Source organism: Nocardia sp. (assembly GCF_025465275.1).
Classification (GTDB): Bacteria; Actinomycetota; Actinomycetes; order Mycobacteriales; family Mycobacteriaceae; genus Nocardia.
In genome coordinates this window covers 115025-140660 of record NZ_JAODNK010000080.1, presented here as the reverse complement: position 1 = coordinate 140660, position 25636 = coordinate 115025, and the positions used below count along the sequence as shown (strand labels likewise).

At 66.7% G+C, this 25636-nt stretch carries 27 protein-coding genes and 1 riboswitch; of the genes, 10 read left to right on the top strand and 17 right to left on the bottom strand.

From position 1 onward, the window contains the following. Positions 1-345: 345 nt before the first annotated feature. Complete coding sequence (locus tag JWN03_RS19640) at positions 346-753, top strand: hypothetical protein (protein ID WP_297616799.1); 408 nt, start codon at positions 346-348, stop codon at positions 751-753. A 70-nt stretch (positions 754-823) separates the two neighbouring features. Here the strand turns inward: JWN03_RS19640 and ahcY are convergent, their stop codons facing one another. The 4 genes from ahcY to JWN03_RS19620 all read right to left on the bottom strand — a co-directional run bounded on the left by ahcY (position 824) and on the right by JWN03_RS19620 (position 6103). Further along, entirely contained in the window at positions 824-2299 is a 1476-nt protein-coding gene (gene ahcY, locus JWN03_RS19635; RefSeq protein WP_297616797.1) for an adenosylhomocysteinase, read from the bottom strand. A gap of 124 nt (positions 2300-2423) precedes the next feature. Beyond that, positions 2424-3518: an alkane 1-monooxygenase gene (locus JWN03_RS19630; protein WP_297616795.1), complete on the bottom strand. Its 1095-nt coding sequence runs from the start codon at positions 3516-3518 to the stop codon at positions 2424-2426. A 260-nt stretch (positions 3519-3778) separates the two neighbouring features. Next, complete coding sequence (locus JWN03_RS19625) at positions 3779-4471, bottom strand: response regulator (RefSeq protein ID WP_297616792.1); 693 nt, start codon at positions 4469-4471, stop codon at positions 3779-3781. Between the two features lie 6 nt (positions 4472-4477). Further along, positions 4478-6103, bottom strand: coding sequence for a sensor histidine kinase (locus JWN03_RS19620; protein ID WP_297616789.1), 1626 nt, complete (start codon positions 6101-6103; stop codon positions 4478-4480). 117 nt (positions 6104-6220) lie between these two features. Between JWN03_RS19620 and JWN03_RS19615 the strand changes: the two genes are divergently transcribed. Continuing rightward, the gene (locus JWN03_RS19615; protein WP_297616786.1) at positions 6221-7636 is read left to right on the top strand and encodes a cation:dicarboxylate symporter family transporter; all 1416 of its coding nucleotides are present in this window, start codon (positions 6221-6223) and stop codon (positions 7634-7636) included. A gap of 61 nt (positions 7637-7697) precedes the next feature. Here the strand turns inward: JWN03_RS19615 and JWN03_RS19610 are convergent, their stop codons facing one another. The 4 genes from JWN03_RS19610 to cofD form a co-directional block, all read right to left on the bottom strand. Then, positions 7698-8153 (bottom strand): 6,7-dimethyl-8-ribityllumazine synthase, encoded by a 456-nt coding sequence (locus tag JWN03_RS19610; RefSeq protein WP_297616783.1) that lies wholly within the window; start codon positions 8151-8153, stop codon positions 7698-7700. A gap of 79 nt (positions 8154-8232) precedes the next feature. Further along, a riboswitch (FMN riboswitch) is annotated at positions 8233-8397 on the bottom strand. A gap of 78 nt (positions 8398-8475) precedes the next feature. Continuing rightward, positions 8476-8994, bottom strand: a complete 519-nt coding sequence (locus JWN03_RS19605; RefSeq protein WP_297616780.1) for an NUDIX hydrolase — start codon at positions 8992-8994, stop codon at positions 8476-8478. 145 nt (positions 8995-9139) lie between these two features. Next, positions 9140-10480, bottom strand: coding sequence for a coenzyme F420-0:L-glutamate ligase (locus JWN03_RS19600; RefSeq protein WP_297616842.1), 1341 nt, complete (start codon positions 10478-10480; stop codon positions 9140-9142). Between the two features lie 59 nt (positions 10481-10539). Next, entirely contained in the window at positions 10540-11499 is a 960-nt protein-coding gene (gene cofD, locus JWN03_RS19595; protein ID WP_297616839.1) for a 2-phospho-L-lactate transferase, read from the bottom strand. Positions 11500-12131: 632 nt separating this feature from the next. Between cofD and JWN03_RS19590 the strand changes: the two genes are divergently transcribed. Then, positions 12132-12359 (top strand): WhiB family transcriptional regulator, encoded by a 228-nt coding sequence (locus JWN03_RS19590; protein ID WP_297616836.1) that lies wholly within the window; start codon positions 12132-12134, stop codon positions 12357-12359. A 148-nt stretch (positions 12360-12507) separates the two neighbouring features. Here the strand turns inward: JWN03_RS19590 and JWN03_RS19585 are convergent, their stop codons facing one another. Next, positions 12508-12990 carry a metallopeptidase family protein gene (locus JWN03_RS19585; RefSeq protein ID WP_297616778.1) on the bottom strand — a complete coding sequence of 161 codons (483 nt, stop codon included), beginning with the start codon at positions 12988-12990 and terminating at the stop codon, positions 12508-12510. A 153-nt stretch (positions 12991-13143) separates the two neighbouring features. Between JWN03_RS19585 and JWN03_RS19580 the strand changes: the two genes are divergently transcribed. The 5 genes from JWN03_RS19580 to JWN03_RS19560 all read left to right on the top strand — a co-directional run bounded on the left by JWN03_RS19580 (position 13144) and on the right by JWN03_RS19560 (position 18450). After that, entirely contained in the window at positions 13144-13524 is a 381-nt protein-coding gene (locus JWN03_RS19580; protein ID WP_441343024.1) for a DUF3499 domain-containing protein, read from the top strand. Positions 13525-13595: 71 nt separating this feature from the next. After that, complete coding sequence (locus JWN03_RS19575; RefSeq protein WP_297616772.1) at positions 13596-14972, top strand: phosphomannomutase/phosphoglucomutase; 1377 nt, start codon at positions 13596-13598, stop codon at positions 14970-14972. Between the two features lie 73 nt (positions 14973-15045). After that, positions 15046-16221, top strand: coding sequence for a tobH protein (locus tag JWN03_RS19570; RefSeq protein ID WP_297616769.1), 1176 nt, complete (start codon positions 15046-15048; stop codon positions 16219-16221). Next, on the top strand, positions 16221-17456 hold the full coding sequence (manA, locus tag JWN03_RS19565) for a mannose-6-phosphate isomerase, class I (RefSeq protein ID WP_297616766.1): 1236 nt from the start codon (positions 16221-16223) through the stop codon (positions 17454-17456). The genes JWN03_RS19570 and manA overlap by 1 nt, the downstream gene beginning before the upstream one ends. Positions 17457-17529: 73 nt before the next feature. Next, positions 17530-18450, top strand: a complete 921-nt coding sequence (locus JWN03_RS19560; protein WP_297616763.1) for a cation diffusion facilitator family transporter — start codon at positions 17530-17532, stop codon at positions 18448-18450. A gap of 15 nt (positions 18451-18465) precedes the next feature. Here JWN03_RS19560 and JWN03_RS19555 read toward each other — a convergent pair whose 3' ends face one another. Genes JWN03_RS19555 through JWN03_RS19540 form a run of 4 tightly spaced genes read right to left on the bottom strand, consistent with a single transcriptional unit; the run spans position 18466 to position 21198 of the window. Continuing rightward, positions 18466-18864 (bottom strand): type II toxin-antitoxin system VapC family toxin, encoded by a 399-nt coding sequence (locus JWN03_RS19555; protein WP_297616760.1) that lies wholly within the window; start codon positions 18862-18864, stop codon positions 18466-18468. Further along, the gene (locus JWN03_RS19550; RefSeq protein ID WP_297616757.1) at positions 18836-19081 is read right to left on the bottom strand and encodes a type II toxin-antitoxin system Phd/YefM family antitoxin; all 246 of its coding nucleotides are present in this window, start codon (positions 19079-19081) and stop codon (positions 18836-18838) included. The genes JWN03_RS19555 and JWN03_RS19550 overlap by 29 nt, the downstream gene beginning before the upstream one ends. Positions 19082-19104: 23 nt before the next feature. Continuing rightward, positions 19105-20580 (bottom strand): phytoene desaturase family protein, encoded by a 1476-nt coding sequence (locus JWN03_RS19545; protein ID WP_297616754.1) that lies wholly within the window; start codon positions 20578-20580, stop codon positions 19105-19107. A gap of 45 nt (positions 20581-20625) precedes the next feature. Beyond that, positions 20626-21198 carry a TetR/AcrR family transcriptional regulator gene (locus tag JWN03_RS19540; RefSeq protein WP_297616751.1) on the bottom strand — a complete coding sequence of 191 codons (573 nt, stop codon included), beginning with the start codon at positions 21196-21198 and terminating at the stop codon, positions 20626-20628. Positions 21199-21289: 91 nt separating this feature from the next. Here JWN03_RS19540 and JWN03_RS19535 point away from each other — a divergent pair, with 91 nt between their 5' ends. Continuing rightward, positions 21290-21562 carry a DUF4267 domain-containing protein gene (locus JWN03_RS19535; RefSeq protein WP_297616749.1) on the top strand — a complete coding sequence of 91 codons (273 nt, stop codon included), beginning with the start codon at positions 21290-21292 and terminating at the stop codon, positions 21560-21562. Further along, positions 21559-21726 (top strand): hypothetical protein, encoded by a 168-nt coding sequence (locus JWN03_RS19530; RefSeq protein WP_297616747.1) that lies wholly within the window; start codon positions 21559-21561, stop codon positions 21724-21726. The genes JWN03_RS19535 and JWN03_RS19530 overlap by 4 nt, the downstream gene beginning before the upstream one ends. A gap of 76 nt (positions 21727-21802) precedes the next feature. Here JWN03_RS19530 and JWN03_RS19525 read toward each other — a convergent pair whose 3' ends face one another. From JWN03_RS19525 to JWN03_RS19510, 4 genes are all read right to left on the bottom strand, one after another. After that, positions 21803-22744 (bottom strand): alpha/beta hydrolase, encoded by a 942-nt coding sequence (locus tag JWN03_RS19525; protein WP_297616745.1) that lies wholly within the window; start codon positions 22742-22744, stop codon positions 21803-21805. 72 nt (positions 22745-22816) lie between these two features. Further along, the gene (locus JWN03_RS19520) at positions 22817-23431 is read right to left on the bottom strand and encodes a Uma2 family endonuclease (protein ID WP_297616743.1); all 615 of its coding nucleotides are present in this window, start codon (positions 23429-23431) and stop codon (positions 22817-22819) included. Between the two features lie 185 nt (positions 23432-23616). After that, on the bottom strand, positions 23617-24708 hold the full coding sequence (locus tag JWN03_RS19515; protein ID WP_297616740.1) for an NDP-sugar synthase: 1092 nt from the start codon (positions 24706-24708) through the stop codon (positions 23617-23619). 14 nt (positions 24709-24722) lie between these two features. Beyond that, entirely contained in the window at positions 24723-25628 is a 906-nt protein-coding gene (locus JWN03_RS19510; RefSeq protein ID WP_297616737.1) for a glycosyltransferase family 2 protein, read from the bottom strand. Positions 25629-25636 lie beyond the last annotated feature (8 nt).

The following is a 25636-nucleotide window of genomic DNA, read 5'->3' as shown; positions in this document are numbered from 1 at the left end:
CGGCCGATTCCGGCTCCGGCGGATCGGGTTCCAGCAATGTCGGCGGCACCGGATCGAGCGCGAGCGAGCTGATCAACGCGGCCCTGTGCACCCTCAAGGGCGGCAAGTGGGTCCCCCTGATCGACATTTGCCTCTAGCAGTCCGCTAGCGGTAAGCCCCACCGCTACCCCGGCCGCCGATCGCACACCGCGATCGGCGGCCTCTGCGATCCCAGATCGCCGTAATTGCCTTGTGGCACAGCCATTCCGGGATATTTTGCCCCTAATGTTGGGGGCACTATTTGAAGCATTAACGCTTCACAAATCTGTACAGTGCGACACACCACTCCCCCTGCAAGGAGAGCACTTGTCGAAATCCACTGTCGCACAGCAAATCCCGCGAATAGCGCTGGCTGTGTTCGCCCTCACCGCCGCACTGTCCACGGGTACCGCACAGGCCGACCCACTCACCCTCGATCAGCCCGATCCGGCCGCATCGATCGCGAGCACCGATAGCGCGGGGAGCGGCTCGGGGACGGGCTCGGTCGCCACGCCCGGGGCAATCCTCGCCAGAATGGCCTGCGACCTCTCCGGAGGCTACAACCCTCCCTACATCGAGGAAGCCGGCTGCGACTACAGCGGTCGGTATGGACAGTCGACCGGTTCGGCGATGAATACGACTCGCGCCCTGGGCGAACTGCCGCACTCGCTGTTCTGCTCGCTCAGCGCAGGTGTGTCCGAAGCCGATTGCATGCCCCCACTGCTCGGCGACTGACCCCCGCTATACGATCCGGCCGGTCACCATGGTGACCGGCCGGATCAGTTCGTCCTACAGCAGTTCTCGCTCAGTAGCGGTAGTGCTCGGGCTTGTACGGGCCCTCGACGTCCACGCCGAGGTACTCGGCCTGGTCCTTGCTGAGCTTGGTGAGGGTGCCGCCCAGGGCCTCGACGTGGATCTTGGCGACCTTCTCGTCCAGGTGCTTGGGCAGGCGGTAGACCTCATTGTCGTACTCCTCCGGCTTGGTCCACAGCTCGAGCTGCGCGATGACCTGGTTGGAGAAGGAGTTGGACATGACGAACGAGGGGTGGCCGGTGGCATTGCCCAGGTTCAGCAGGCGGCCCTCGGACAGCACGATGATGGCGCGGCCCGAATCCGGGAACGTCCACAGGTCGACCTGCGGCTTGATGTTCAGCCGGTGCGCACCCGAACGCTCCAGGGCGGCCATATCGATCTCATTGTCGAAGTGCCCGATATTGCCCAGGATGGCCTGGCCCTTCATCGCCTTCATGTGCTCGAGGGTGATGATGTCCTTGTTGCCGGTCGAGGTGATCACGATGTCGGCATCGGCGATGGCCTGCTCGACGGTGACGACGTCGAAGCCGTCCATGAGCGCCTGCAGCGCGTTGATCGGGTCGATCTCGGTGACCTGCACGCGCGCGCCCTGGCCCTTGAGCGATTCGGCACAGCCCTTGCCCACATCGCCGTAGCCGCAGATCAGCACCTTCTTGCCGCCGATGAGCACATCGGTGCCGCGGTTGATGCCGTCCACGAGGGAGTGCCGGGTGCCGTACTTGTTGTCGAACTTGCTCTTGGTGACCGAGTCGTTGACATTGATGGCCGGGAAGGGCAGCTCACCCGCGGCGGCGAACTGGTACAGCCGCAGCACACCGGTGGTGGTCTCCTCGGTGACGCCCCTGATGCTGTCGGCGATCACGCTCCACTTGGCCTTGTCGGTCCCGAGGCTCGCGCGCAGCAGGTTCAGGAACACCTTGTACTCGGCCGAGTGGGTCTCGTCCTCGGGCGGCACCACGCCGGCCTTCTCGAACTGGGCGCCGCGCAGCACCAGCATGGTGGCGTCACCGCCGTCGTCGAGAATCATGTTCGCCGGTTCGCCGGGCCAGGTGAGCATCTGCTCGGCGGCCCACCAGTACTCCTCGAGGCTCTCGCCCTTCCACGCGAACACCGGAATGCCCTGGGGCTCTTCCTCGGTGCCGTGCGGGCCGACGACGATGGCCGCGGCGGCGTGGTCCTGGGTGGAGAAGATATTGCAGGAGGCCCAGCGGACCTCCGCGCCGAGGGAGACCAGGGTCTCGATCAGGACGGCGGTCTGCACGGTCATGTGCAGCGAGCCGGAGATACGCGCACCGCGCAGCGGCGCCACGTCGGCGTACTCGCGGCGCAGTGCCATCAGGCCCGGCATCTCGTGCTCGGCGAGCCGAATCTCCTTGCGGCCGAACTCGGCCAGCGAGAGGTCCGCCACCTTGTAGTCGATCCCGTTGCGGACGTCGGGGGTCATCATGCTGGTCACTGCGGTCGTCATCTGCCTCTCGTGCCTCTCCTGGTCGGCCTGTCTTCCGCAAGCAAGGCTAGTCGGTGCCGCGCGGACGCGACACCGCGACGCAAGCCTCGCACCCCCCGGAGGCGAGAGCCCCAGGGTTGCCGACCTATGCGGCAGCCGCCATCCCGTCGCCGTGCCGCGCCAAAATGCGGTCGCGTTTGCGCGGCTGGATATTGGCGCGGCTGATATCGCCGCTGTAGTGCGACACCACCCGCTGATCCATCACATTGCGCCACAGCGGCGGGAAGAGCGCCAGCAGAATCATGGTCGCGTAACCGGCTGGGAGCTGCGGTGATTCCTGGGTGGAGCGCAGAGTCTGGTACCGGCGTCCAGGATTTGCATGATGGTCGCTGTGCCGCTGCAGATGGAACAGGAAAATATTGGTGACCAAGCGGTCGCTGTTCCAGCTGTCGCTCGGCGAGCACCGCGCCCACTTGCCATTGGCCCGCCGGCGCCGCAGCAGTCCGTAGTGCTCCACATAGTTGACCGTCTCGAGCAGTGCGGCGCCGATCACGGCCTGCAGCAGCAGATACGGCAGAATGCGCCAGCCGAAGCCGCCGACCAGCCCACCGAAGAGCACCACCGTCATGGCCCATGCCTGCAGGACATGATTGTGGATGCTCCACCAGCCCTGCCCTTTTCGGCGCAGCCGGTCACCCTCGAGCCGGATAGCCGAACGGAAGCCACCGATCACACTGCGCGGCAGGAATTCCCACAGCGTCTCGCCCATGCGGGCACTGGCCGGATCCTCCGGAGTGGCGACGCGGACGTGATGGCCGCGATTGTGCTCCACGAAGAAATGGCCGTACGCCGACTGCGCGAGAGCCACTTTCGAGAGCCACCGCTCCATCCTCTCGACCCGGTGCCCGAGTTCGTGCGCGGCATTGATACCGATTCCGCTGACAAACCCGAGAGTTGCTGCGAGCCCGAGCTTGTCGATGACGGACAGCCCGGTACCCGCCCACATGACGGCCGCGATGTACAGGCCGGTCAGCTGGACGGGAAGGAACAGATAGGTGCACCACCGGTAGTACCGGTCGTTGGAAAGTAGTTCGTAATCCTCATCCTTCGGATTGGTGCCGTCTTCCCCGACGACCCAGTCCAGGACGGGTATGACAATGAGAACGATGATCGGTCCGATCCACCAGAACACCTCGAAGCGGGTCCAGTAGACCAGCTGCGACGGCAACAATGCACTCATAGGAGCGATCAGCCCCAACACCCACAGGTGACGTTTGGGATCCGGCGAACCCGACCGTTTGCCGACCAATTGCAAGTTTGCCCCGCTAATTAGATACCTCAGAACTTCGCAGGTAGATATGTACAGACTCTATCCCCGTTACAACAGCCGTTCGACGCCAAAGGTGGCAACTGTTACACCATGGGCCGGTACCGGTCTGGCAACCGGCCCTGTGATGACGGTCACCGCATATCTCAGGCAAACCGGTGGTGAATCGGAGCTCAGTGCAACCACAAATAACGCACTTGCGGTCGTCCGGTGCGACCGTAGTCCGTTCGCCGTTCCACCACGCCGTCTTCGGCGAGACGCTCCAGGTATCGCCACGCGGTAACCCGCGAAACGCCGACGACGCACCCAGCCTCCCCCGCCGACACCCCTGCGGGCGCCGCGCGCACCGCCCGCGACACCTCCTCCATCGTCTGTGGCGCAATACCTTTCGGCGAGGTAGCCCGTTGATCCGGGGTACGCAGCATGCCGAAGGCGCGGTCGATCTCCTGCTGCGAGATCGCCGCCTCGCCCGCCGGTAACGCCGCCCGATATTCGAGATAGCGCTCGAGCTTCTCGCGGAATGCCGAGAAGGTGAACGGCTTCAGCAGATACAGCACCACTCCGTGTGCGACGGCGGCGCGCACCATGGCGAGATCGCGCGCGGATGTGACAGCAATGACATCGGGGCGCGGCCGCAGGCCGGCCAAAGCCGCTGCGACCGCAAGACCGCTCATATCCGGTAAACCGATATCCATCAACACCAGATCAATGGACTCGTTACTCTTCTGTGATCTTCCGGCGGCGGTCAGGGCGTCCCGCCCGGTGTGCGCGACGCCCGCCACCTCAAAACCGGGCAGTCGGTCCACGTAGGAACGGTGCGCCTCGGCAATAGCCGGATCGTCTTCCACGATCAGGACTCTGATCACCGGTACCTACTCCTCACCCGAACCCGCACCCATACCCTCGGCCTGCCGCACCTCGACCGGGCACGGAAAGCGCACGATAACAGCCGCTTCGGGCTCCCGCCTCGCCCGCAGCTCCCCGCCGTACCGCGCCACCAGCCGCCGCACGAGTGCCAGACCCAGGCCGTGATGGTCGGTCTTGGTGGAATAGCCACGCTCGGTCGCCCGGCTGAACAGCTCCTCGGACATGCCCGGACCACTGTCGGCCACCCGGACATACAGCTCGGCATCGTCGCGGCGGACGGTGACCTCCACCCAGGCGTCCTCGTCCCGCCCGACGGCATCGAGGGCGTTGTCGACGAGATTGCCGAGCAGGGTGACCATTTCGTGCGCGGTGAGCGGATCGGTGGAGTCCAGCAGGGTGTCACCGGTGACGGTGAGCTCCACGCCGTATTCGGCCGCCTGCTCCACCTTGCCCAGCAACAGGGCGACCACCGCCGGTTCGGCGACCGCACCGGCGAGCCGGTCGATGAGCGCCTGCGAGAGTTCCAGCTCCGCGGTGGCGAAGACGACCGCCTCCCGGGACCGGCCCAGCTCCACCATGGTGACCACGGCGTGCAGGCGATTGGCGGCCTCGTGCGCCTGGGCGCGCAGTGCGTCGGCGAAACCGCGCACCGAGTTCAATTCGCCCAGTACGTCCCGTAATTCGGTGTGATCGCGGAGCGTGAGCACCGTGCCCATGCGGCGACCGCCATGTTCGACCAGATCCTGATTCACCACCAGCACCCGTTCCGGCGTCACATGCATTTCGTCGCGCACCACCTCCGAGCCCAGCCGTTGCAATGAGATCGGCAGATCGGCCCGAAGCACCGGACCGTCCGGCAGTTGCAGCAGCCGCCGGGCCTCGTCATTGACCACCTCGGCATGCTCACCCGACTTGTCGAAGACCAGCAGGCCCTCGTGCACGGAGTGCAGCACGGCATCGTGATGCTCGTAGAGCGTGCGCATTTCGGCGGGAGCCAAACCGAGGGTCTGCCGCAACAGCCTGCGGCGCAACAGCAGTGCGCCCAAGAGCGCCAGCACGAGTCCGGCTCCGGCCACGGTCAGGATGGCCGGTAGCTGCGCGCGCACCTGAGCGCCGATGTGGACGCGGGTGATGCCCGCCGACACCAGCGCAACAATGCTGCCGTCGGCATCCCGGACCGGGGTCACCGAGCGAATGGACGGGCCCAGCGTTCCAGCGAAGGTCTCGGTGAAGGTCTCCCCCGCCAGCGCGCGATCGATGGTGCCGCTGAACGGTTTACCGATGCGGTCCGGATCGGTGTGCGTGTAGCGGGTGCGGTCGGGGGCCATGACCACGATGAAATCGACGCCGGTGCTCTTGCGAATGCTCTCGGTCACCGGTTGCAACAGCGCCGTCGGATCGGGACTGTGCACTGCGGTCAGGGTCGCGGGCGAGCGGGCGACCGCCACCGCGATATCGATGACCTGCGCCCGGGTGGCGTCGTCCTGGGCGTGCCGGGTCTGCAGCACCACCAGCGCGGTGCCGACGCCGATGACCACCGCCAGCACCGCCAATTGCACCGCGAACACCTGCCCGGCGACCGAGCGCCCGCGCCGGCTCCGCGCCCCACGCTCCGTTCTACGACCGATCACTGCGCCTCCGTGCCGTGAACAAAACTTACGCAACAGTGACCGGCGTCACCGCTCGGGCTCATCATTCTTCACGAACCGGCGTGAGCGGGCTCACACCGGGATGATGGAGAGGCTTCAATGAGTACAGCGACGAGAACATCGAGCGATACGCCGGCCGCGCCGCGCCGCGATCGCACCCACTGGTTGTATCTGGCCGTCATCGTGGCGGTGCTGGCCGGCATTCTGGTCGGCTGGCTGGCACCGGGTTTCGGCAAATCGGTGGGCGAGCTCGGCACCCTGTTCGTGAACCTGATCAAGATGATGATCTCACCGGTCATCTTCTGCACCATCGTGCTCGGCATCGGATCGGTGCGGGCGGCGGCCCGGGTCGGCAAGATCGGCGGCATGGCCATCGGCTATTTCCTGATCATGTCGACGGTGGCCCTGGCCATCGGCCTGGTGGTCGGCAATCTGCTGCATCCCGGCAGCGGACTCGATATCGCCGCGCACGCCAAGGAGTCGGTCCAGTACGCGAAGGATGCCCAAAGCGCGGGTGGCACCTGGACTTTCGTCAAGGACATCGTCCCGACCACCCTGGTCTCGGCGCTGACCGGCGGCAAGGTACTGCAGACGCTGTTCGTCGCACTGCTGGTCGGCTTCGGCATCCAGGCCATGGGCAGCACCGGTGAACCCCTGCTGCGCGGTGTGGCACTGCTACAGAAGCTGGTGTTCCGAATCCTGACCATGATCCTGTGGCTGGCGCCGGTCGGCGCGTTCGGCGCCATCGCGAATGTGGTGGCGCGCACCGGACTCGACGCGGTGAAACAGCTCGCACTGCTCATGGTGGCGTTCTATCTCACCTGCGCGGTCTTCGTTTTCGGCATCCTCGGGGTGCTGCTGCGCACGGTCGCCGGCGTGTCGATCTTCAAGCTGGTGCGGTACCTGGCCCGCGAATACCTGCTGATCGTGGCCACCTCCTCCTCGGAGTCCGCACTGCCGCGGCTCATCGCCAAGATGGAGCACCTGGGCGTGGAACGCACCACGGTGGGAGTGGTTGTGCCGACCGGATATTCGTTCAATCTGGACGGCACCGCCATCTACCTGACCATGGCCACCCTGTTCGTCGCGGACGCCATGCACAAGCCGCTGTCCTGGACCGAACAGCTGGGGCTACTGGTCTTCATGATCGTGGCGTCCAAGGGCGCGGCCGGTGTCACCGGTGCGGGCCTGGCCACGCTCGCCGGCGGACTGCAGAGCCATCGCCCCGAACTGCTCGACGGTGTCGGATTGATCGTCGGCATCGACCGCTTCATGTCGGAAGCCCGTGCGGTGACCAACTTCTCGGGCAATGCGGTGGCCACGGTGCTCATCGGCACCTGGACCAAAACCATCGAACCGGACCGGGTGCGCGCCGTCCTCGACCGGAAGCTGCCGTTCGACGAAACCGCCATGGTGGACGACCATCCGGCGACCACGGGAACCGAAACCCCTGCCGCCGCAACGACCGCCGACCCCACCGCCGTACCGGTCCAGAAGACCCCGGTTCCGGCCTGAGCCACCTGAATCCGGACCCGCTGCCGCGTAATGCCCTTGCGCCGCAGCGGGTCCGCTGCTGTCAGCGCAGTACCGCGCCGATGCTCAGCGTGGCGGCAATGGCATTGGCCAGCTCCGCGCCCTTCACTTCGAAATGGCGGGAGTAGTAGGTCAGATGCTCGGCGTGCTCGTGGAAGTGGTGCGGGGTGAGCACCGCCGAGAACACCGGCACATCGGTATCGAGTTGCACCCGCATGAGCGCGTCCACGACCGCCCCGGCCACGAAGTCGTGGCGGTAGATGCCGCCGTCGACCACGAGGGCGCAGGCGGCGATGGCGGCGTACTCGCCACTGGCCGCCAAACGCTTGGCCTGCAGGGGGATTTCGAACGCACCGGGTACTTCGATCACATCGACATCCGGGTACCCGTGCTCGGCGAGACCGGCGCGGCAGGCTGCCACGGACTTGTTCACGATCTCGGCGTGCCAGCGTGCGGCAACCACTGCGATCCGACCAGCCGTCGCATTGGTGGGTGACATGACTATCTCCTGTTCGCGTTGTCACCCAGGGCATGACGACGCGAACGCGCCGATCCGCGAGGGCGGAGCGGCGGAACCGTCGCGTTCTCTTTCATCCGGACTGTGACCGTCGGCTCCGGATTCACACCGGATCTGCTGACCCGAGCGGTCCGTGAACCGCTCGGCGCTCGCGGGCTCGTGCGCACCGGATAGGCCGGACGCCATGACCGCCGGTGGGGATTTCCACCCCGCCCTGAGAACGTCTTACGAATCGGACTCTAGGCGCTCGGCGGGGTGGAATCAATGTGAGCCGGCCCCGGTATCCGGTGACCGGTCACCACCGTCAGCGCAGTAGGACGTCCGAGTCCGCCGGCAATCCGCCCACCGGCCACCAGCGCAGATCGGTGGATTCCGAACTACGCACGGGGACGGCGTCTTTCGGCGCCTTGATCTTGAACAGCAGATCCAGGTGCCGGGTCGGGACGCCCAGCGAGCAGGTGATCGGGTGCGCCTGCGCGCCGTACAGCCCCGGTTCGAGGGTGAGGTCCGCGATCCCGGATTCCTCGATGGCCTCCCGGAACGCGGCCGCCGCCACCGACTCGTCGGACTCCTCGCAGTGCCCGCCCAGCTGGATCCAGCGACCCACGCGCGGATGCAGCGTCAGCAGCACCTCGGACTCGTCGTGCGAGAGCACGATCGCCGAAGCGGTGATATGCCCCGGCGCATGCTCGCGCAGGCAGCCGCGCGGCGCGGAACCCAGGAACGCGAGCATGGCCTCCCGCAGCGACTGCTCCGGACCCGCTGCCGGAGACCAGGTTTCGAGCAGCTCCAGCGCCGACGCGTGCAGGGACTCCGCACTCATGACGGCCCTCCCACCGCACCGAGTCGGGCAACGCTGACCCGGGCTCGCCTGCCTCGAATGCCGTCGGCCACGGCCACGCGCACAGCTCCACCAGCCCAATGCCCGGCTCGCGATTCACCACGGGTGCCGTCGGCCACCGGCGCGCTCACAGCTCCACCAGCCCAATGCCGGGCTCGCGAGCCTCTCGGGGCGCGAGCGGCTCGAGCGGGTGGCCGATCGCAATGGCTCCCAGGGGATTCCAGTCCTCGGGCAGACCCAGCACCTCGCGGGTGATGTCGGGCGCGAAGATGGTGGAGCCGATCCAGCAGCTGCCCACCCCCTTGGTGGCGAGCGAGACCAGCAGGCCCTGCACCGCCGCGCCCACCGCGACATTGAACATGGTGGATTCATTGGCGCGGCGGCGCGCATCCGGATAGTCGTGTGCGCCGTCGGGCACACAGAACGGGATGATCACCTCGGGTGCGTCGAAGAGGATGCGCCCGCGGCCGACCCGCTTCTCGGCGCGCTCGTGCGACAGACCGTCGGCGGACAGATCCGCATGCCACTTCTCCGCCATGGCCTCGAGCAATTGATCGCGCAGGCCGCGCTTGCGCAACCAGACGAACCGGACCGGACGGGTGTGATGCGGCGCGGGCGCGGTGAGCGCCTCGCCCACGGCGGCCCGGATGACCTCGGGATCCACTGGGGTTTCCGCGAATTGGCGCACCGAGCGGCGCATCAGCAGTGCCTGGCCGCGTCCGAGCTCGATGGCCTCCTCGGTACCCAGCCAGAAAAGATCATCGACCCCGCGGCGCGGCAGATCCGCGGCGGTGGAGCCGTCGTCGGTGTACCCCAGCCCGCGCACCACCGCGACCGGCACCGCACCGAGCTTGCCTTTCACCAGGTCCGCGGCGGCCGCCAGTTCATCGGCGATCGCGACCAGGGTGACGTGCAGTTCATTGCCCTGCCCGTCGATCGCGCCGTCGTAGTCGTGCAGCACCCGCAGCCCGGAAGAGCCGATGGCGGCATCGATCTGGCCATTGCGCCAGGCGCGCCCCATGGTGTCGGTGATGACCACGGCCACCTGCACGCCGAGGCGTTCGGCCAGGGCGGCGCGCAGGGCCTTCGCGCTGGCATCGGGATCGACCGGCAGCAGCACCAATTCGCCCCGCTCGACATTCGACCCGTCGACCCCGGAGGCGGCCTGCACGATGCCCAGCCGGCTCTCGGTGATGAGGGTGCGGTTCTTGCGCGCCAGCACCCGCACGGCCTCCTGCAGCACCAGCTCGCGCCGGGCCGCATCACGCTGTTCGGGATCGGCCGGGGCCGCGACGATGCGCCCCTCCACCTTGGACACGATCTTGCTGGTCACCACCAGCACATCGCCGTCCTGCAGCCAGGGCGCCTGTGCCGCAATGTGTTCGGCGATATCGTCGCCGGGCCGGAATTCCGGCAGCCCGAAAATCGGCCGAATGCTCAGCTCCCCGCCCGATGCGTGATCGGGCATCGCTACCTGATCGGGCAGCGAGGCGTTCGGTTCGGTACTCACGAATTCACTCCCAGCACTCAAGGTTTCACGCCGGCGATGTCCAGGGCCTCCCGCACCATTTCGGCGGTGGCGGCGGGGTCGGACATGAGCAGGGGCACACTGCGGACCTCGACGCCGGGGACGTCGGCGGTATCGGTGCTGTGCACCAGCCACCCGTCCAGAATGCCGGTGGCGGTGCGGGCGCCGTAGTAGTTGCCGACCGCTTCGGCGGTGGTTTCCACACCGATGACAGAGAGGCATTCATCGGCCATGCCGCGCAACGGCTTTCCACCGACCACCGGAGAAAGACCGATCACCTTGGCATCGGTGGTGCGCAGCGCACTGCGAATACCGGGCACCGCGAGGATCGATCCGACGCTCACTACGGGGTTCGAAGGAGCCAGTAAAACGGCGTCCGCGGCCGCTATGATTTCGGTCACACCGGGGGCGGGTTTTGCTTGGTCTGCCCCAATAGTCACGAATCCATGGGTCTCAACGTTCGCCCGGTAGCGCACCCACCACTCTTGAAAATGGATCGCGCGACGTTCGCCAGGGTTCTCCGGGTCCGCGATAACGACGTGAGTTTCAGACCTGTCGTCGGTGGCGGGCAGCAGCTTCACACCGGGTTGCCACCGGTTGCAGAGGGCCTCGGTCACCGCCGAAAGGGGGTAACCCTGACGCAACATTTCGGTGCGAATGAGGTGGGTGGCGATATCGCGATCACCCAGGCCGAACCAATCGGGCTGAGCGTTGTATTTCGCCAGCTCGTCCTTGGCGTTCCAGGTCTCGTTCGCATGGCCCCAGCCGCGTTCGGTATCTATGCCGCCACCCAGCGTGTACATGCAGGTGTCCAAATCCGGGCAGATCCGTAGGCCGTGCATCCAGACGTCGTCGCCGACGTTCACAATCGCCGTTACTTCGGCGCCGGGGACCAGCTCGCGCACGCCCTGCAGGAACCGCGCGCCGCCCACTCCGCCGACCAATACCGCGATCCGCAGACCGGTGCCGGGGGCGGTGTCCGCTTGTTCTCGAGTCACATCCGCACAGCCTATGCGTTTCGGGTGCGAAGTTGCCTCACGGGATATTTGCTGTGAATTTGCTGTTTGATCTGCGGATACCTTGCCGAAGCGGGTCGCAGATGGTAACGGAATAGCTTCGGCAGCTTGACCACCACCGCGCCCGGCGTGTCTAATCACAGGCATGTCATTCCGGGTCCGCGCGAGAGCTCAAGGCGCGGACGGCTTTTCGAACATGCGTTCGTATCATCGGAGTGGCGAACAGCTCGGGGATGGCCGCGGGACTACGTCGCGGTGTTGGGCCGTCGGTGGGATCGGTTCCGACGGATTAATCATTCTGCGCTAACACACAGTGAGGAGGCGGAGCGATGGCCGATGAGCTGGCCCCGTCGAATTTTCCAGGCGGTGTATCGCAAACCGATTCCACAGCTGGCGCAGCACCTGATTTCTGCGCCGACACATGGAACGGACTCGAGGGGGGTGAACCGATGACGATACGGCCGGGGGGCGGCCAGTGGGCGCGGGCGCAATATCAGCCCGAACCACCACGCCTGAGCCTGATCGTCACGGGCACTGATGAAGCGTTCGACAGTTTTTCACGCGGCGGTCGCGCGATGACCGAAGCCGAGCAGTGGCAAGAACGGGCGCTCTGCGCACAGACCGATCCGGAGGCGTTCTTCCCCGAGAAGGGCGGCTCCACCCGCGAGGCCAAGCGCATCTGCATGGGCTGCGAAGTCCGCGACGAATGCCTCGACTACGCCCTCGCCAACGATGAGCGCTTCGGCATCTGGGGCGGCCTCAGCGAACGCGAGCGGCGTCGCCTGAAGCGCGGCATCATCTAGCTCCCCCGCCTCCCCGGAACTTCAGCGCCTGAGTGAGAGCCGCCGGCCGTACCATTCGCGTGCCGGCGGCTAGGCGCCGAAACCATTTCGGGGGTACCCCGGGAGTTACCCCGACCTCACGAAATCTGTTGTGGCGGTTGGGAGAGCTTCATTCCTCGGGTTCGGGGTCGATCACATCCGGATCGACTCCGAGGTAGGTGGCGATCTGCTGGACGAGAACTTCGCGCAGCAGGTCCACCAAATCGTCGGGATCACCGGCCCGTAGTTCCAGCGGTTTGCGGAACAGCACCACGCGGGCCCGGGTCGCCTGGCCGTAACGGTCCACCCCTGCCGGGATGAGGCGCGACAGGGGCACCGGGCCGTCGGCAACGACCTCGTCCGGCCAGGTCACCGAATCCGGGTGCAGCGGACGAATTTTCGGCACATCGTCCACGGCGATATCCAGCTTGGTGAGCTGGTCGTGCCAGCGACTCTCCAGGGGCGCGAACGCCTCCAGCACCAATCGGTCGAACTGCTGGCCGCGGGTGCGGCGGGCAGGCACCGTCGGCGGCAGCATCGGCCCGCGCACACCCCGCCCGCGGCGGATGACCGACCGCGCGGTGGGCGGTCGCCTCTTACGTGAACGGGTCATGACACGAATCTAGCTCCAATCGATCGCCCGGCCTGCGTCGGCGCGTGTCGCGAGTGGACCGTGCACGGTTCGGATCGGGGTGAGGACCGCCACGTTGAGCGTGTCTATCCCCCTCGGAGCGCCAGGAGGGTTACCCTGCATGGCGTGATTCCCATGCGTCGTTGCTGCCGTCCAGGTTGCAAGAATCCGGCTGTTGCGACGCTCACCTATGTGTATTCGGACTCGATGGCGGTGGTCGGTCCACTCGTCACGGTCGCCGAACCGCACTCCTGGGATCTGTGCGAAACGCACGCCTCCCGGATCACCGCGCCGAAGGGCTGGGAGCTCGTCAAGCACGAGGGCGGGTTCTCCTCCAGCACCCCCGACGACGATGATCTGACCGCACTGGCCGAGGCCGTCCGCGAAGCCGGATTACGGCGCCGCACACCGGAACCCGATCCGCGCGGCTACTCGGACTATCCGCCCTCCCAGCAGCGCCCCAATCGCACCGGCAGACGCGGTCACCTACGTGTCCTACCGGACCCGCCCAACTGAGTGTCAGCTCCTCGGACATGCGCAGCAACGCCGAATTCACCTTGCAGGACACAACTACTAGTGTGTTCGGCATGACAGAGCCACGCTCCGCCGAGTCCGTAAATGCAGTCATCAAGGCATATGACGTCCGCGGGGTGGTCGGCGAACAAATCGACGCGGCATTCGTCACGGATGTGGCCTCCGCCTTCGCCCGGCTGATGCGCGCCGAGGGCGCGAAGCAGGTCGTGATCGGCCACGATATGCGCGACTCCTCCCCCGAACTGGCCGCCGCCTTCGCCGACGGCGTGCTCGCGCAGGGCCTCGATGTGGTCCAGATCGGCCTCGCCTCCACCGACGGTCTGTACTTCGCCTCCGGCCATCTCGAATGCCCCGGCGCCATGTTCACCGCCTCGCACAATCCCGCGAAGTACAACGGCATCAAGATGTGCCGGGCCAAGGCGCTGCCGGTCGGCCAGGACACCGGGCTGCGCACCATCGCCGACGAGGTCATCGCCGGCGTACCGGCCTACGACGGCCCGCGCGGTACCGCCACTGAACAGGATCTGCTCGCCGCCTATGCGGCCTATCTGCACAAGCTCGTCGATCTGAGCGACTCGCGCCCACTGCGCATCGCCGTGGACGCGGGCAACGGCATGGGCGGCTTCACGGTGCCCGCCGTGCTGGGCACGCTGCCGCAGTACATCATCGAGCCGCTGTACTTCGAGCTCGACGGAAATTTCCCCAATCACGAAGCCAATCCGCTGGATCCGAAGAATCTGGTGGATCTGCAGGACTACGTCCGCAAGACCGGCGCCGATATCGGCCTGGCCTTCGACGGCGATGCCGACCGCTGCTTCGTGGTGGACGAGAAGGGCGACCCGGTGTCGCCGTCCGCCATCACCGGCCTGGTGGCCGAGCGCGAACTGGCCAAGGAGCCGGGCGCGACCATCATCCACAATCTGATCACCTCGCATTCGGTGCCCGAGCTGGTCGCCGAACTCGGCGGCAATGCGGTGCGCACCCGGGTCGGCCACTCGTTCATCAAGCAGCAGATGGCCTCCACCGGCGCGATCTTCGGCGGCGAGCATTCCGCGCACTACTACTTCCGGGATTTCTGGGGCGCCGACTCCGGCATGCTGGCCGCCCTGCACGTGCTGGCCGTACTCGGCTCGAAGGATCGGCCGATGTCCGAGCTCGCCTCCGCGTATGCAACATATGCGGCCTCCGGAGAGATCAACTCCACAGTGGCTGATGCGAAGGAGCGGACCATGGCGGTGCTCGAAACGTTCGGCAAACGGGCTCAGTCGGTGGACCGCTTGGACGGAGTAACCGTGCAACTGCCCGACGGCGCTTGGTTCAATCTGCGTGCCTCCAATACCGAACCGCTGCTGCGGCTCAACGTCGAAGCCCGATCGCAGGACGAAGTAGACCAACTCGTCACCGAGATCCTGAGCATCGTCCGCGCCTGACTGGAATAGTGGAATCACAGAGCTTGGATTCACCAGCGTCTGGTGACCCGATGAGGGGAGGTGGCAACGCCCGATGATCGCTGGGACACCTGTACTCGACCTCGATGACGTCGCCTCGCTGGAAGCGGCCGACGCCGGGGGAACCTTGCGTTCTGCCGCATCCGGCGGCGCGCTGGTACGCGCGACCGCCGCGGCATTGGCCGAGAACGCGCTGACACGGCTCACGGATCTAAGACCGCGCAGTCTGGTCATGCTCTCCGGCAGTGGGCGGGCCGCCCGCGCCGCCGGACTGCTGGTGGCCGCACTCGGGGATCGGACGAGCATGCCGCTGGTGGCGGTCACCTCGATTCCGCCGTGGGTCGGACCGCTGGATGTGGTGCTGGTGGCGGGCGACGACGCCGGCGATCCGCGCCTGGCCGAGGCCATCGATTTCGCGGTGCGCCGGGGTGCGGAGGTCGTGGTCGCCGCTCCCGACGAGGGACCGCTGCGCGCCGCCGCCGCCGGCCGCGCGACCATGCTGCCGCCCCGGGTGCGGGTACTCGACCACAATCGGCTGCTGCGCTATCTGGCCGTCGGCATTGCGGTGCTGGCCGCCGTCGACCCCGGTCGCACCGGGCCGCTGCTACCGGAATTGGACGCGCTCGCCGATCTGCTCGATGCCGAGGCGCTACGGGACGGTCCGCAGCACGAGGCGTTCCACAATCCGGCCAAGACCCTCGCCACGCGCATGCAGCAGCGCAAGCGCATGGTGCTGTCCGGCGATTCGCCCGCCGCCGCGATCCTCGCCGAACACGGCTCCGAAGTGCTGCTGGCCGCGGCCGGGCAGATCACCGCCGCTGCCAACCTGGCGGAAACCGTTGCAGCGCATGGTCGACTGGTGGAAGCTGCAGGCGTGTCCGTACCCGGTTTCGATCCGCTCTTCCATGACGAGCAATTGGACGGCCCGGCCCCGGTGGAGCAGGTGCGGATCTTCGTACTGAGCGCCGACCTGGACCAGGTGGCCGCGCGGCGACGACTCGCGGTCTTCGGTTCCGATGCCGGGCTGGTCGATGTCGACCTGGTGAATGTGGATGCGGAAGCCGCCGCCGTGCATGCGCTGGAGGCCGGTCAGCCGGTGCCACCCACGCGCGGTGGTGAGCTGGAACAGCTTGCAGTGCTGTCGCTTCGGCTGGAGATGTCGGCCGCGTATCTGCGACTACTCTCGCGTCCGGCCTCGACCCAGGGACGCTACGACGGGGGACGTTACTAGTGCTCGAACTCGTTGGTGCGCTGCGCTCCTACGCCTGGGGCTCGCGCACCGCGCTAGCTCAGTTGTGCGGACGACCGGTTCCTTCCGCACATCCGGAGGCCGAACTCTGGTTCGGCGCACACCCCGCCGACCCCGCACAGGTGCGGATCAACGGGCACAGCCGATCGCTGCTGGAGGTGGTCAGCGCCGACCCGCAACGCGAACTCGGCTCGGTCGCGGGCGAATTCGACGGGCGACTGCCATTCCTGCTGAAAATCCTCGCCGCAGAGGAACCGCTGTCGCTGCAGGCGCACCCCAGTCTCGAACAGGCGCGCAACGGTTTCCAGCGGGAGAACCGCGCCGGCATCTCGCTCGACTCCCCCATGCGCAATTACCGCGACGAGAACCACAAACCGGAACTCGTGGTGGCGCTGGACCGGTTCGAAGCACTCGCGGGCTTCCGCGATCCGCTGCGCACCGTGCGGCTGCTGCGGGCGCTGGAGGTGCCGGAGCTCGAGTCGTTTGCGGGACTGCTGGCCGCCCAACCGGATTCGGCCGGGCTGCGCACTCTGTTCACCACCTGGATCGCGCTGCCGCAGGCGAGCCTGAGCATGCTGCTGCCCAAGGTGCTGGACGGCTGTGTGCACTACCTGTCCGAACGCGATCCCGGAGCCAATGGTTCGCGCCGGGAATTCACCGCCGAAGTGCGGACCCTGCTGGAACTGGCGGAGGCCTATCCCGGTGATGCCGGGACGCTCGCCGCGCTGCTGCTGAACCGGATCACCCTCGAACCCGGTGAGGGCCTGTTCCTGGCCGCCGGAAACCTGCACGCCTACCTGCGCGGCGTCGGCGTGGAGATCATGGCGAATTCCGACAATGTGCTGCGTGGCGGCCTGACGCCCAAGCACGTGGATGTGCCGGAACTGCTGCGCGTGCTGGATTTCGAACCCCTGGATCTGCCGATCATCGAGCCGGAACTGCTGGGCGACGGTGTTTTCCAGTACCACACGCCCGCACCCGAATTCGCGCTCAGCCGCTACGAACTGACACCCGGATCGGAGCCGATTCCGGTGCCGCGCTCCGGGCCCGGCATCGTGCTGTGCACACACGGCACGGTGCGGCTGTTCCTCGGTGGACAGGAGCTGCGGGTCGAATGCGGCCATGCGGCCTGGATTTCCGCGGCGGACGGCGATATTCGCGCCCAGGCCATCGGGGATGCGGCGCAGCTGTTCTGCGCGACGGTCGACGAGGACTGAGCCCGGCCTGGGTAGGCTGTCCCACCAAGCACGTTTTACGACAAAACGGACAACGGTTCGGAGGGACGGCACATTGTCAGCGGGTGGCGGTAAGAAGGCGATCCTGGCGGCGCTCAGCGCCAATGCCGGTATAGCGGTGGCGAAGTTCATCGGCGCGGCCATTACCGGATCGGCGTCCATGCTCGCCGAGGCCGTGCACTCGGTGGCGGACACCTCCAACCAGGGTCTGCTGCTGCTGGGTCAGCGGCGCGCCGCACAGCAGGCCGACCAGCTGCACCCGTTCGGCTACGGCCGCAATCGCTACTTCTACTCGTTCGTGGTCGCGCTGGTGATCTTCGCGCTCGGCTCGGTGTACGCGATCTACGAGGGCATCCACAAGATCGAGCATCCCGAGATGCTGTCCAACGCGTTCGTGGCCATCGCCATCCTCGGCTTCGCCATCGTGCTGGAGGGGTACAGCTTCACCACCGCCATGCGAGAGTCCAAGCCGCTCAAGGGCGATGCGAGCTGGTGGCGGTTCATTCGCAACTCGCGCAATCCCGAGCTGCCCGTGGTGCTGCTGGAGGACACCGGCGCGCTCATCGGCCTGATCTTCGCGTTCGTGGCCATCAGCCTGACCGAGCTGACCGGCGATCCGGTGTGGGACGGTATCGGCACCCTGGCCATCGGCATCCTGCTCGGCATCATCGCCGTCATCCTCATTGTCGAAATGCAGAGCCTGCTGATCGGTGAGGGCGCGACGCCGGAAGAGGATCGCGCCATTCGCGCCCAGCTCGTCGACGATCAGCGCATCGACAGTCTCATCCATCTGCGCACCCAGTACCTCGGCCCCGAGGAGATGCTGGTGGCCGCCAAGATCGCCATTGTCCCCGGTCTGGAAATCACCGATATCGCGGCCGCCATCGACGCCGCGGAAGCCCGTGTCCGCGCGGCGGTTCCGGCCGCCCGCGTCATCTATCTGGAGCCGGATCTCTACCGCACCCAACCGGCCTAGGACCAACCGAGTCGATCACTGCGTGGAATCGACGATGAAACTTCGATTCAGACCGAGCAGCACTCGGTCCGCCGTAAGCAACCGCAGCATCTCGACCTGCGCCTGCGCGACGATCAGTCGATCGAATGGGTCATGCCGCACAAGTTCCGGAAACTCGCGAATCCCCTCGGCGTGCTCGCCTGTAACGTCGAGCACAGCCAGGCCCTGTGTGCCGATCACCTCGGTGAAGTTGGCCGGGATCTTTAGTTTGCCGAGCATCGCTTTGATGGTCAGCTCCCAAATCGTCGCGGCGGATACGTAAACCTCGGTGGCCGAACTGATCATCCGTCGTGCATGCTCGCCCAGCCGCGGATTGTCGTCGAGCAACCACAGTGCCGTCTGACTATCAAGCAGAAGCATCGGCATCATCCCCATAGAACATCCGCTGAATGTCGGGGTCGATGCCGAATGCGCTGTCGTCGTACGCTAGTTGGCCTTTGAGACCGCCGAATGTCACCGGTGTCCCCCCATGCGGAACCAGATCGGCGATCGGCTTGCCGGCCTTGGAAATCACGATGCGTTCCCCCTTCGCTACACGTTCGAGAAGCCGGGATAGGTGTGTCTTGGCCTCATGAATGTTTACCTGCGTCATCACCCAAGGATAGTGGACTAAGTCTAGTCCAGTCCACTATTGCCCGGGTGCGATCCAAGCAATTCCAGCGGGTCGGTGTGGACGCCGAATTCACGGCGGAGGGCGTGGCGGGCGGCGTAGTAGCCGTTCATACCGTGCACGCCGGGGCCGGGCGGGGTCGCCGAGGAGCAGAGGTAGACGCCCGGGATCGGGGTGCGGTACGGGTTCCAGCGCGGGGCGGGGCGGAAGACGGTCTGGCGCAATGTCATTGCGCCGGCGGAGATATCGCCGCCGACGTAGTTGGCATTGTGCGCCGGCATGGTGGCGGCGGTCTGCACATGGGTGGCCAGGATGAGATCGCGGAAACCGGGGGCGAAACGTTCCACCTGCGCGGTGATGGCCTCGGCCATATCCCGGGTGGAACCGTTCGGGACGTGGGCGTAGGTGTAGAAGGTGTGCTGCCCGGCGGGGGCCCGAGTGGCGTCGACCACGCCGGGTTGGATGGCGAGCACGTACGGGCGGTCCGCGTGTTGCCCTGCGGCCACGGCCTTTTCGGCGGCGACCGCCTCGGCGCGGGTGCCGACCAGGTGCAGGGTACCCGCTCGTTCGCAGCCGCGCGCCTGCCACGGCACCGGGCCGGAGAGCGCGAAGTCGACCTTGCAGGCCGCGCCGCCGTAGCGGAAATTTTCGAGTGACCCGGCGTATCGGCTCGGCAACCGGTCGGCGGCGATGCGCTGCAATTCGGCGGGCGCCAGATCGAGCAGAACGGCGCGCACCTCACCGAATTCGTCGATGGAGTCGATCCGATGTCCGGTGCTGATGCGCCCGCCGTGCCGGCGCAGATCGGCGGCGAGCGCATCGCTGATGGCCTGACTGCCGCCGCGCGGGACGGGCCAGCCGCGCACATGCGCGAGTGTGCCGAGCAACATGGCGACCCCGGCGCCCGGAATGCCGCGCGGTGGCCGAATGGCATGTGCGGCAATGCCGGTCAGCAGGGCAGGGGCGATCTCCTCACGAAAGCGCAGATTCCACAGGGGCGTCGACTGTTCGACCAGACGCCGGGCGAAGCGCACACCCACCATCGGATCGAGTGGCGGATGCCGCAGATCCGACATCCCCAGTGCGACCAGGCCCTCCCAGTCCCGCACCAGCGGCCCGAAGAGCCGCCGCCAGGAACCGCCGTCGCGACCGAGCCCGTCCACCGTCTGCTCGAGATCGCGCCATGCCAGTCCGGCGTGCCCGCCGTCGAGCGGATGCGCATAGGACACCTGCGGTGCGAGCAGGTCCACCCCGTGCGCGGCCAGGTCGAAGGCGCGGAAGAACGGCGACGCCACCGCCATGGGATGCGCGCCCGCGCACAGATCGTGCCGGAACCCCGGCAGCGTGACCTCTCCGGTCCGGCAGCCGCCGCCGATCGCGTCCGAGGCCTCGTAAACCTGCACGTCGAGCCCCGCCCGGGCCAGGATCACCGCCGCCGCAAGCCCATTGGGCCCCGATCCGACCACCACCGCGTCAGCCATGATCACAGCCTAGGCGCGGTCGGCGCCGGTCCGGCCCGCTCGGGCTCAGCGCACCCATTGGGCGACAAGAATTTCCAGTCGCTGAGCACGAAAGTCGGGCCGCAGCCGACCGCCTCGATCCAGCGTGGCCAGGCCGTGCAGGGAGCTCCAGGCGACCTCGGTGAAGGTTTCGACATCGTGCGGTGCGGCGAAGGGCGCGAAGGTCAGGGCCAGTTCCATGAAGGCGTCCTTCAGCGGCTGCCCGGCCTCGTCCCCGAATTTCAGGTTCGTGCGCAACAGGAACATCGCGTCGTAGAGGGCGGAATTGTCGCGGGCGAAGGCGAGATAGCCCTCGGCGACCGCGGTCAGGGCTTCCTGCGGCGTGGCCGCGGCTTCCCGGATCGCCCTGGTCGCCACGGCGAATTCACCGATGCCCTGTTCGGCGACCGCGGTGACAATGGCCTCCCTGCCGGAGAAGTGGCCGTAGAGCACGGGCTGGCTGTATTCGATGGCCTCGGCCAGGCGGCGAATGGTGACCGCGTCCCAGCCTTCGGTTTCGGCCAGCCGGCGGGCGGCATCGATGATCCGCTGATGGCGTTCGGCGCGTTCGCGTTCCTTGCGTGTCTGAATTGCGCTCATGAACAAATCCTAGCATCGCTAGACAAACTACCCATGCATGCTTTAGCGTTGTGCATATCAGTTAGCGGCGCTAGATTTTGGAGCACAGATCATGACCATGAACCGCATCGCCACCGCCCTCTCCCTCATCGGCGCGGCCTTCATCATCTATGTCGGCATCAGCTACGTCCTCGCGCCGGAGACCACCGCCTCCGGCTTCGGGCTCCCGGAATGGCCGCACGGCGACGCCGGCGCCTTCCTGAACCTCAAGGGCATTCGCGATATCACCTCCGGCATTGTCATCCTCGCCTTGCTAGCCGCCCGCCAGCGCTTCGCCTGGCCATCACCATGCTGGTCGCCGCGCTCACCCCACTCGGCGACATGATCACCGTACTGAGCCACCACGGTTCCACCGCAACGGCTTTCAGCGTGCACGGCCTCACCGCCGCCCTGGTCGCCCTCACCGGCTTCCTCCTGCTCCGCGAGCACCGCACCGCCACCGCCGCTCTCACTGCCGCCGCGAGTGTGAGCCCCGCCACTGTCCGCTGAACTCGGCGGACCCGCCCAACGAGAGAGCCGCCCCGGTAGCACCGGAGGCGGCTCTCTCGTTGCAGGACAGGCGATATCAGTCCAGCAGGCTCGCGAGGAAACCGATCCGGACGGCCAGGGCCCGCCGCGCCGCAGGCGTTTTCGCACCCACCGCGTCGTAGTTGTGCGGCAGCCCGGGCCATAGGTGCGATTCCACGTGGGTTCCAGCCGTCACCAACCGGCGCGCGTAGTCGAGGGCTTCGTCGCGGAAGATATCGAGGTCCCCGACCTCGATGAAAGCTCTTGGCAACTCGGCTAATTCGGTCGCCCGCGCCGGAGCCGCGTACGCGGGCACCGCATCGGTGCCCGCGAGATCACCGAGCCGTGCGCGCCACGCCGTGCGATTGAACTCGTAGGTCCAGGTGCTGAAGGGCGCAATCGCAGGATCGGACACGGTATTCCGATCGTCCAGCATCGGGCAGACCAGCAATTGCAGGGCCAGCGCCGGTCCGCTCCGATCCCGCGCCAGCAGCGCGACGCCCGCGGCGATACCGCCACCGGCGCAGTCGCCCCCGATCCCGATCTGCTCGGGATCGATCCCCAATTCTGTTGCGTGCTCGGTCAACCAGACCAGCACCGCGTACGTGTCCTCCACCCCGGTCGGATGCGGATGCTCCGGCGCGAGCCGATAGTCGACGGCCACGATCTGAATCCCGGCCTCGGCCGCGTAGTAACGGCACAGCCGCTCATACCCGTCGAGCGTCCCGGAAATCCCGCCGCCCCCATGCACATACAGCAGCGCCCCGGTCGACACCTCGCCCGCCCGGCGATACACCCGGACCGCAATCTCGTAGCCATCCCCCGCGACCACCGGGTGCTCCAACACGGTGACGTCCGCTCCGGCCGGTGCAACCACCCCATGCGTCAACGCGTCAACCATGGCCCGTATCTGCCGATAGTCCGTCGCATCCACAGCGGGCGAACTGGTCGCCCACCCCTTGACCGCCGCTGCGACTTCCGGATCAGGCCACAATGTCATGACCCCAGTGTTATCGCCGCAACCCTCCAGACAACATCTGCCCCACCCTTACGGCGCGCCGCCCACCCGCGATCAGTTCTGAGCGCGCCGTCTCCGCGTGGCGCGAGTCAAGTCCAGATCAATCTTGAACGGCTCGTCGAGCTGAAGGCGATCGTGGTGAATTCCAGTGAGCGAGTAGACCTTCGATGCCAGATCGAGTTCATAGGTGTAGAAAACAGCTCGGTCGTTGACATTCTCGACCCGCCAGAGGTGCGGAATTTTGGCCTCCGCATACAACTGCGGCTTGCGCTTACGGTCGCGCTCCACCGAATCCGGTGACATCACCTCGATCACGAGGACAACATCCTCGGGATGGTAAGTGGTCTGATCAAGACCGGCATCAGCCTCAGCTCGCGCGACAAGAATGTCGGGTTCAGGGCGTTGACGCGGGCCGAGGGTCACCGTCATCTCACGGCTCACCTCTAGATCCTCTGGAGCCTGCTCATTCAATTCCTGGTCGAGAAAGTTGATGACGAGCATATGGAACTTCGCCTGCGGGCTCACGAAAACGAGACTCCCGTCGATCAGCTCGGTGTGCGAGGGCAGATCGTGCATACGGTCGAGGTCTTCCGCGAAATACCCCTCGGGCGGCGGCACCGGCCAGCCCGGCACCGGACGATCGCTCGGCGGCAACGGATCGGCAGTCATCTGTCCTCACTCCACGCAGGTGATCGGGTGACAGGCCCAGTATGGCACCGCAGCGACGGTACTCGGTGGTCAGCGTGTTTCGGAGGCGAATTCGCCGGACCTGATCGCGGCCCAGGCGTGTTGTCCGTGTCGATTACGCGAATCAGCCGCCCCGGGGTGGGGGCGGCTGATTCGTAGTGTGGTTGTCAGACGTCGGTGGAGAAGCGGATCCCGCCGTCCGGGATGTCCACGCCGGGCCAGACTCGAGCGCCGCGCAGGAGTTCACAGCGGGCGCCGATGCTCGCGCCGTCGCCGATGACGCCGTCGCGGACGAGTGCCCGGGGACCGATGCGAGCGCCGAAGCCGACGATCGAACGTTCCACCGTCGCACCGGCTTCCACTCGGGCGCCGTCGAAAAGGATTGCGCCGTCGAGGCGGGCGCCAGCGCCGACCTCGGCCCCGCGACCCACTACGGTGCCGCCGATGAGCAGTGCGCCGGGCGCCACACCCGCGCTCGGATGCACGAGGGATTCGCCGCGCTGCCCGGGCAGAGCGGGCGAGGGCGCGATACCGCGCACAAGATCGGCGGAGCCGCGGACGAAGTCCTCGGGGGTGCCCATATCGCGCCAGTAGGAGGTGTCCACATGGCCCTGGATGTGCGCGCCCTCGGTGAGCAGCGCCGGGAAGACCTCGCGTTCCACCGAGACCGGGCGGCCCGCGGGAATCTTCTCGATGTATTCGCGGCGGAAGACGTAGCAACCGGCATTGATCTGGTCGGTCGGCGGATCCTGGGTCTTCTCCAGGAATGCGGTGACACGGCCGGTCTCGTCGGTGGGCACGCAGCCGAAGGCGCGCGGATCGCCGACCCGCACCAGGTGCAGGGTGACGTCGGCCTTGCTGGCGTGATGGGTCTCCAGCACACCGTTGAGGTCGGTGCCGCCGAGCACGTCGCCGTTGAACACCATGACGGTGTCGGCCCGCAGTTTGGGCAGCACATTGCGAATACCGCCGCCGGTGCCCAGTGCTTCGGTCTCGGTCACGTACTCGAGTTCCAGCCCGAGCTCCGAACCGTCACCGAAGTGATCCTCGAACACCTCCGCCTTGTAGGAGGTACCGAGTACGACGTGCGTGATGCCGGCCGCGGCAATGCGGGCCAGCAGATGCTGCAGGAACGGCAGACCGGCCGTCGGCAGCATCGGTTTGGGAGCGGACAGGGTCAGTGGCCGCAGGCGGGTGCCCTGGCCTCCGACCAGGATTACCGCATCAGTCGACCCGGCAGTACTGCCGCTGTTCGCCATTCTCTCCCCTGTTGTCAGTTGGTAGCAGCGTCCGCCTGATCGCGTTCGCGCAGTGCGGATCGAACCGCAAGCCTGCAGCGGATCGCAAGTCCGGCCTTCAGCGCGCCGCGCAGTGGAGCCTGCCACCAGTGCGGATGCCGATCTGCCTGGAAACGGTAGGCGCTGGCGTGGTGGGCCGGCAGCATAGTCTCCGGATGGCGTCCGGCGGCGTGTCCCTTGGCGTGCGTGACCTCAGCGGACGGCACGAAAACATTGTGCCAGCCCGCCTTGCCCATGCGATCACCGAAGTCCACATCCTCCATGTACATGAAGTACCGGGAGTCGAATCCGTCGATGGCGTCGAAGGCCGCGCGGCGTACCAGCAGGCAGGAGCCCGACAGCCAGCCGACGGTGCGCTCGGAGATCTGCTCGTTCTCCTGGCGGTAGCGGCGGGTCCAGGGGTTGCCCGGCCACACCGTGCCGAGGATGGCGTGACCGGCGCCGTCTGCCAGACCCGGCACCTTGCGCGCGGACGGGTAGACGCTGCCGTCCAGCTCGAGGACCTTCGGTCCCAGGGCTCCGGCGCGCGGCCAGCGGCGAGCGGCGGCCAGGAGTTCATCTATCGAATCGGTACCCCAGCGAATATCGGGGTTGACGATGACGATGAATTCGATGTCCGGGTCGATCTCGGTGACAGCGCGATTGATGGCGCCGCCATAGCCGATATTGCCGCCGGTGCGCAGCAGCCGGACATTGGCATTGGCTTCGGCGACCAGCTCCGGCACGCCGTCCACCGAGCCGTTGTCGGCAAGGATGACCTGCGGCTTCTCGCCGGTCGCGGTGGCTAGCGTGCTGATGAAGTGTTCGAGGTGCTCACCGGGCGAGTAGGTCACCGTGACGACGGCCAGTGACGGTCGTCCGACAGAATCCGAGGGGCTCACGGGCGCTC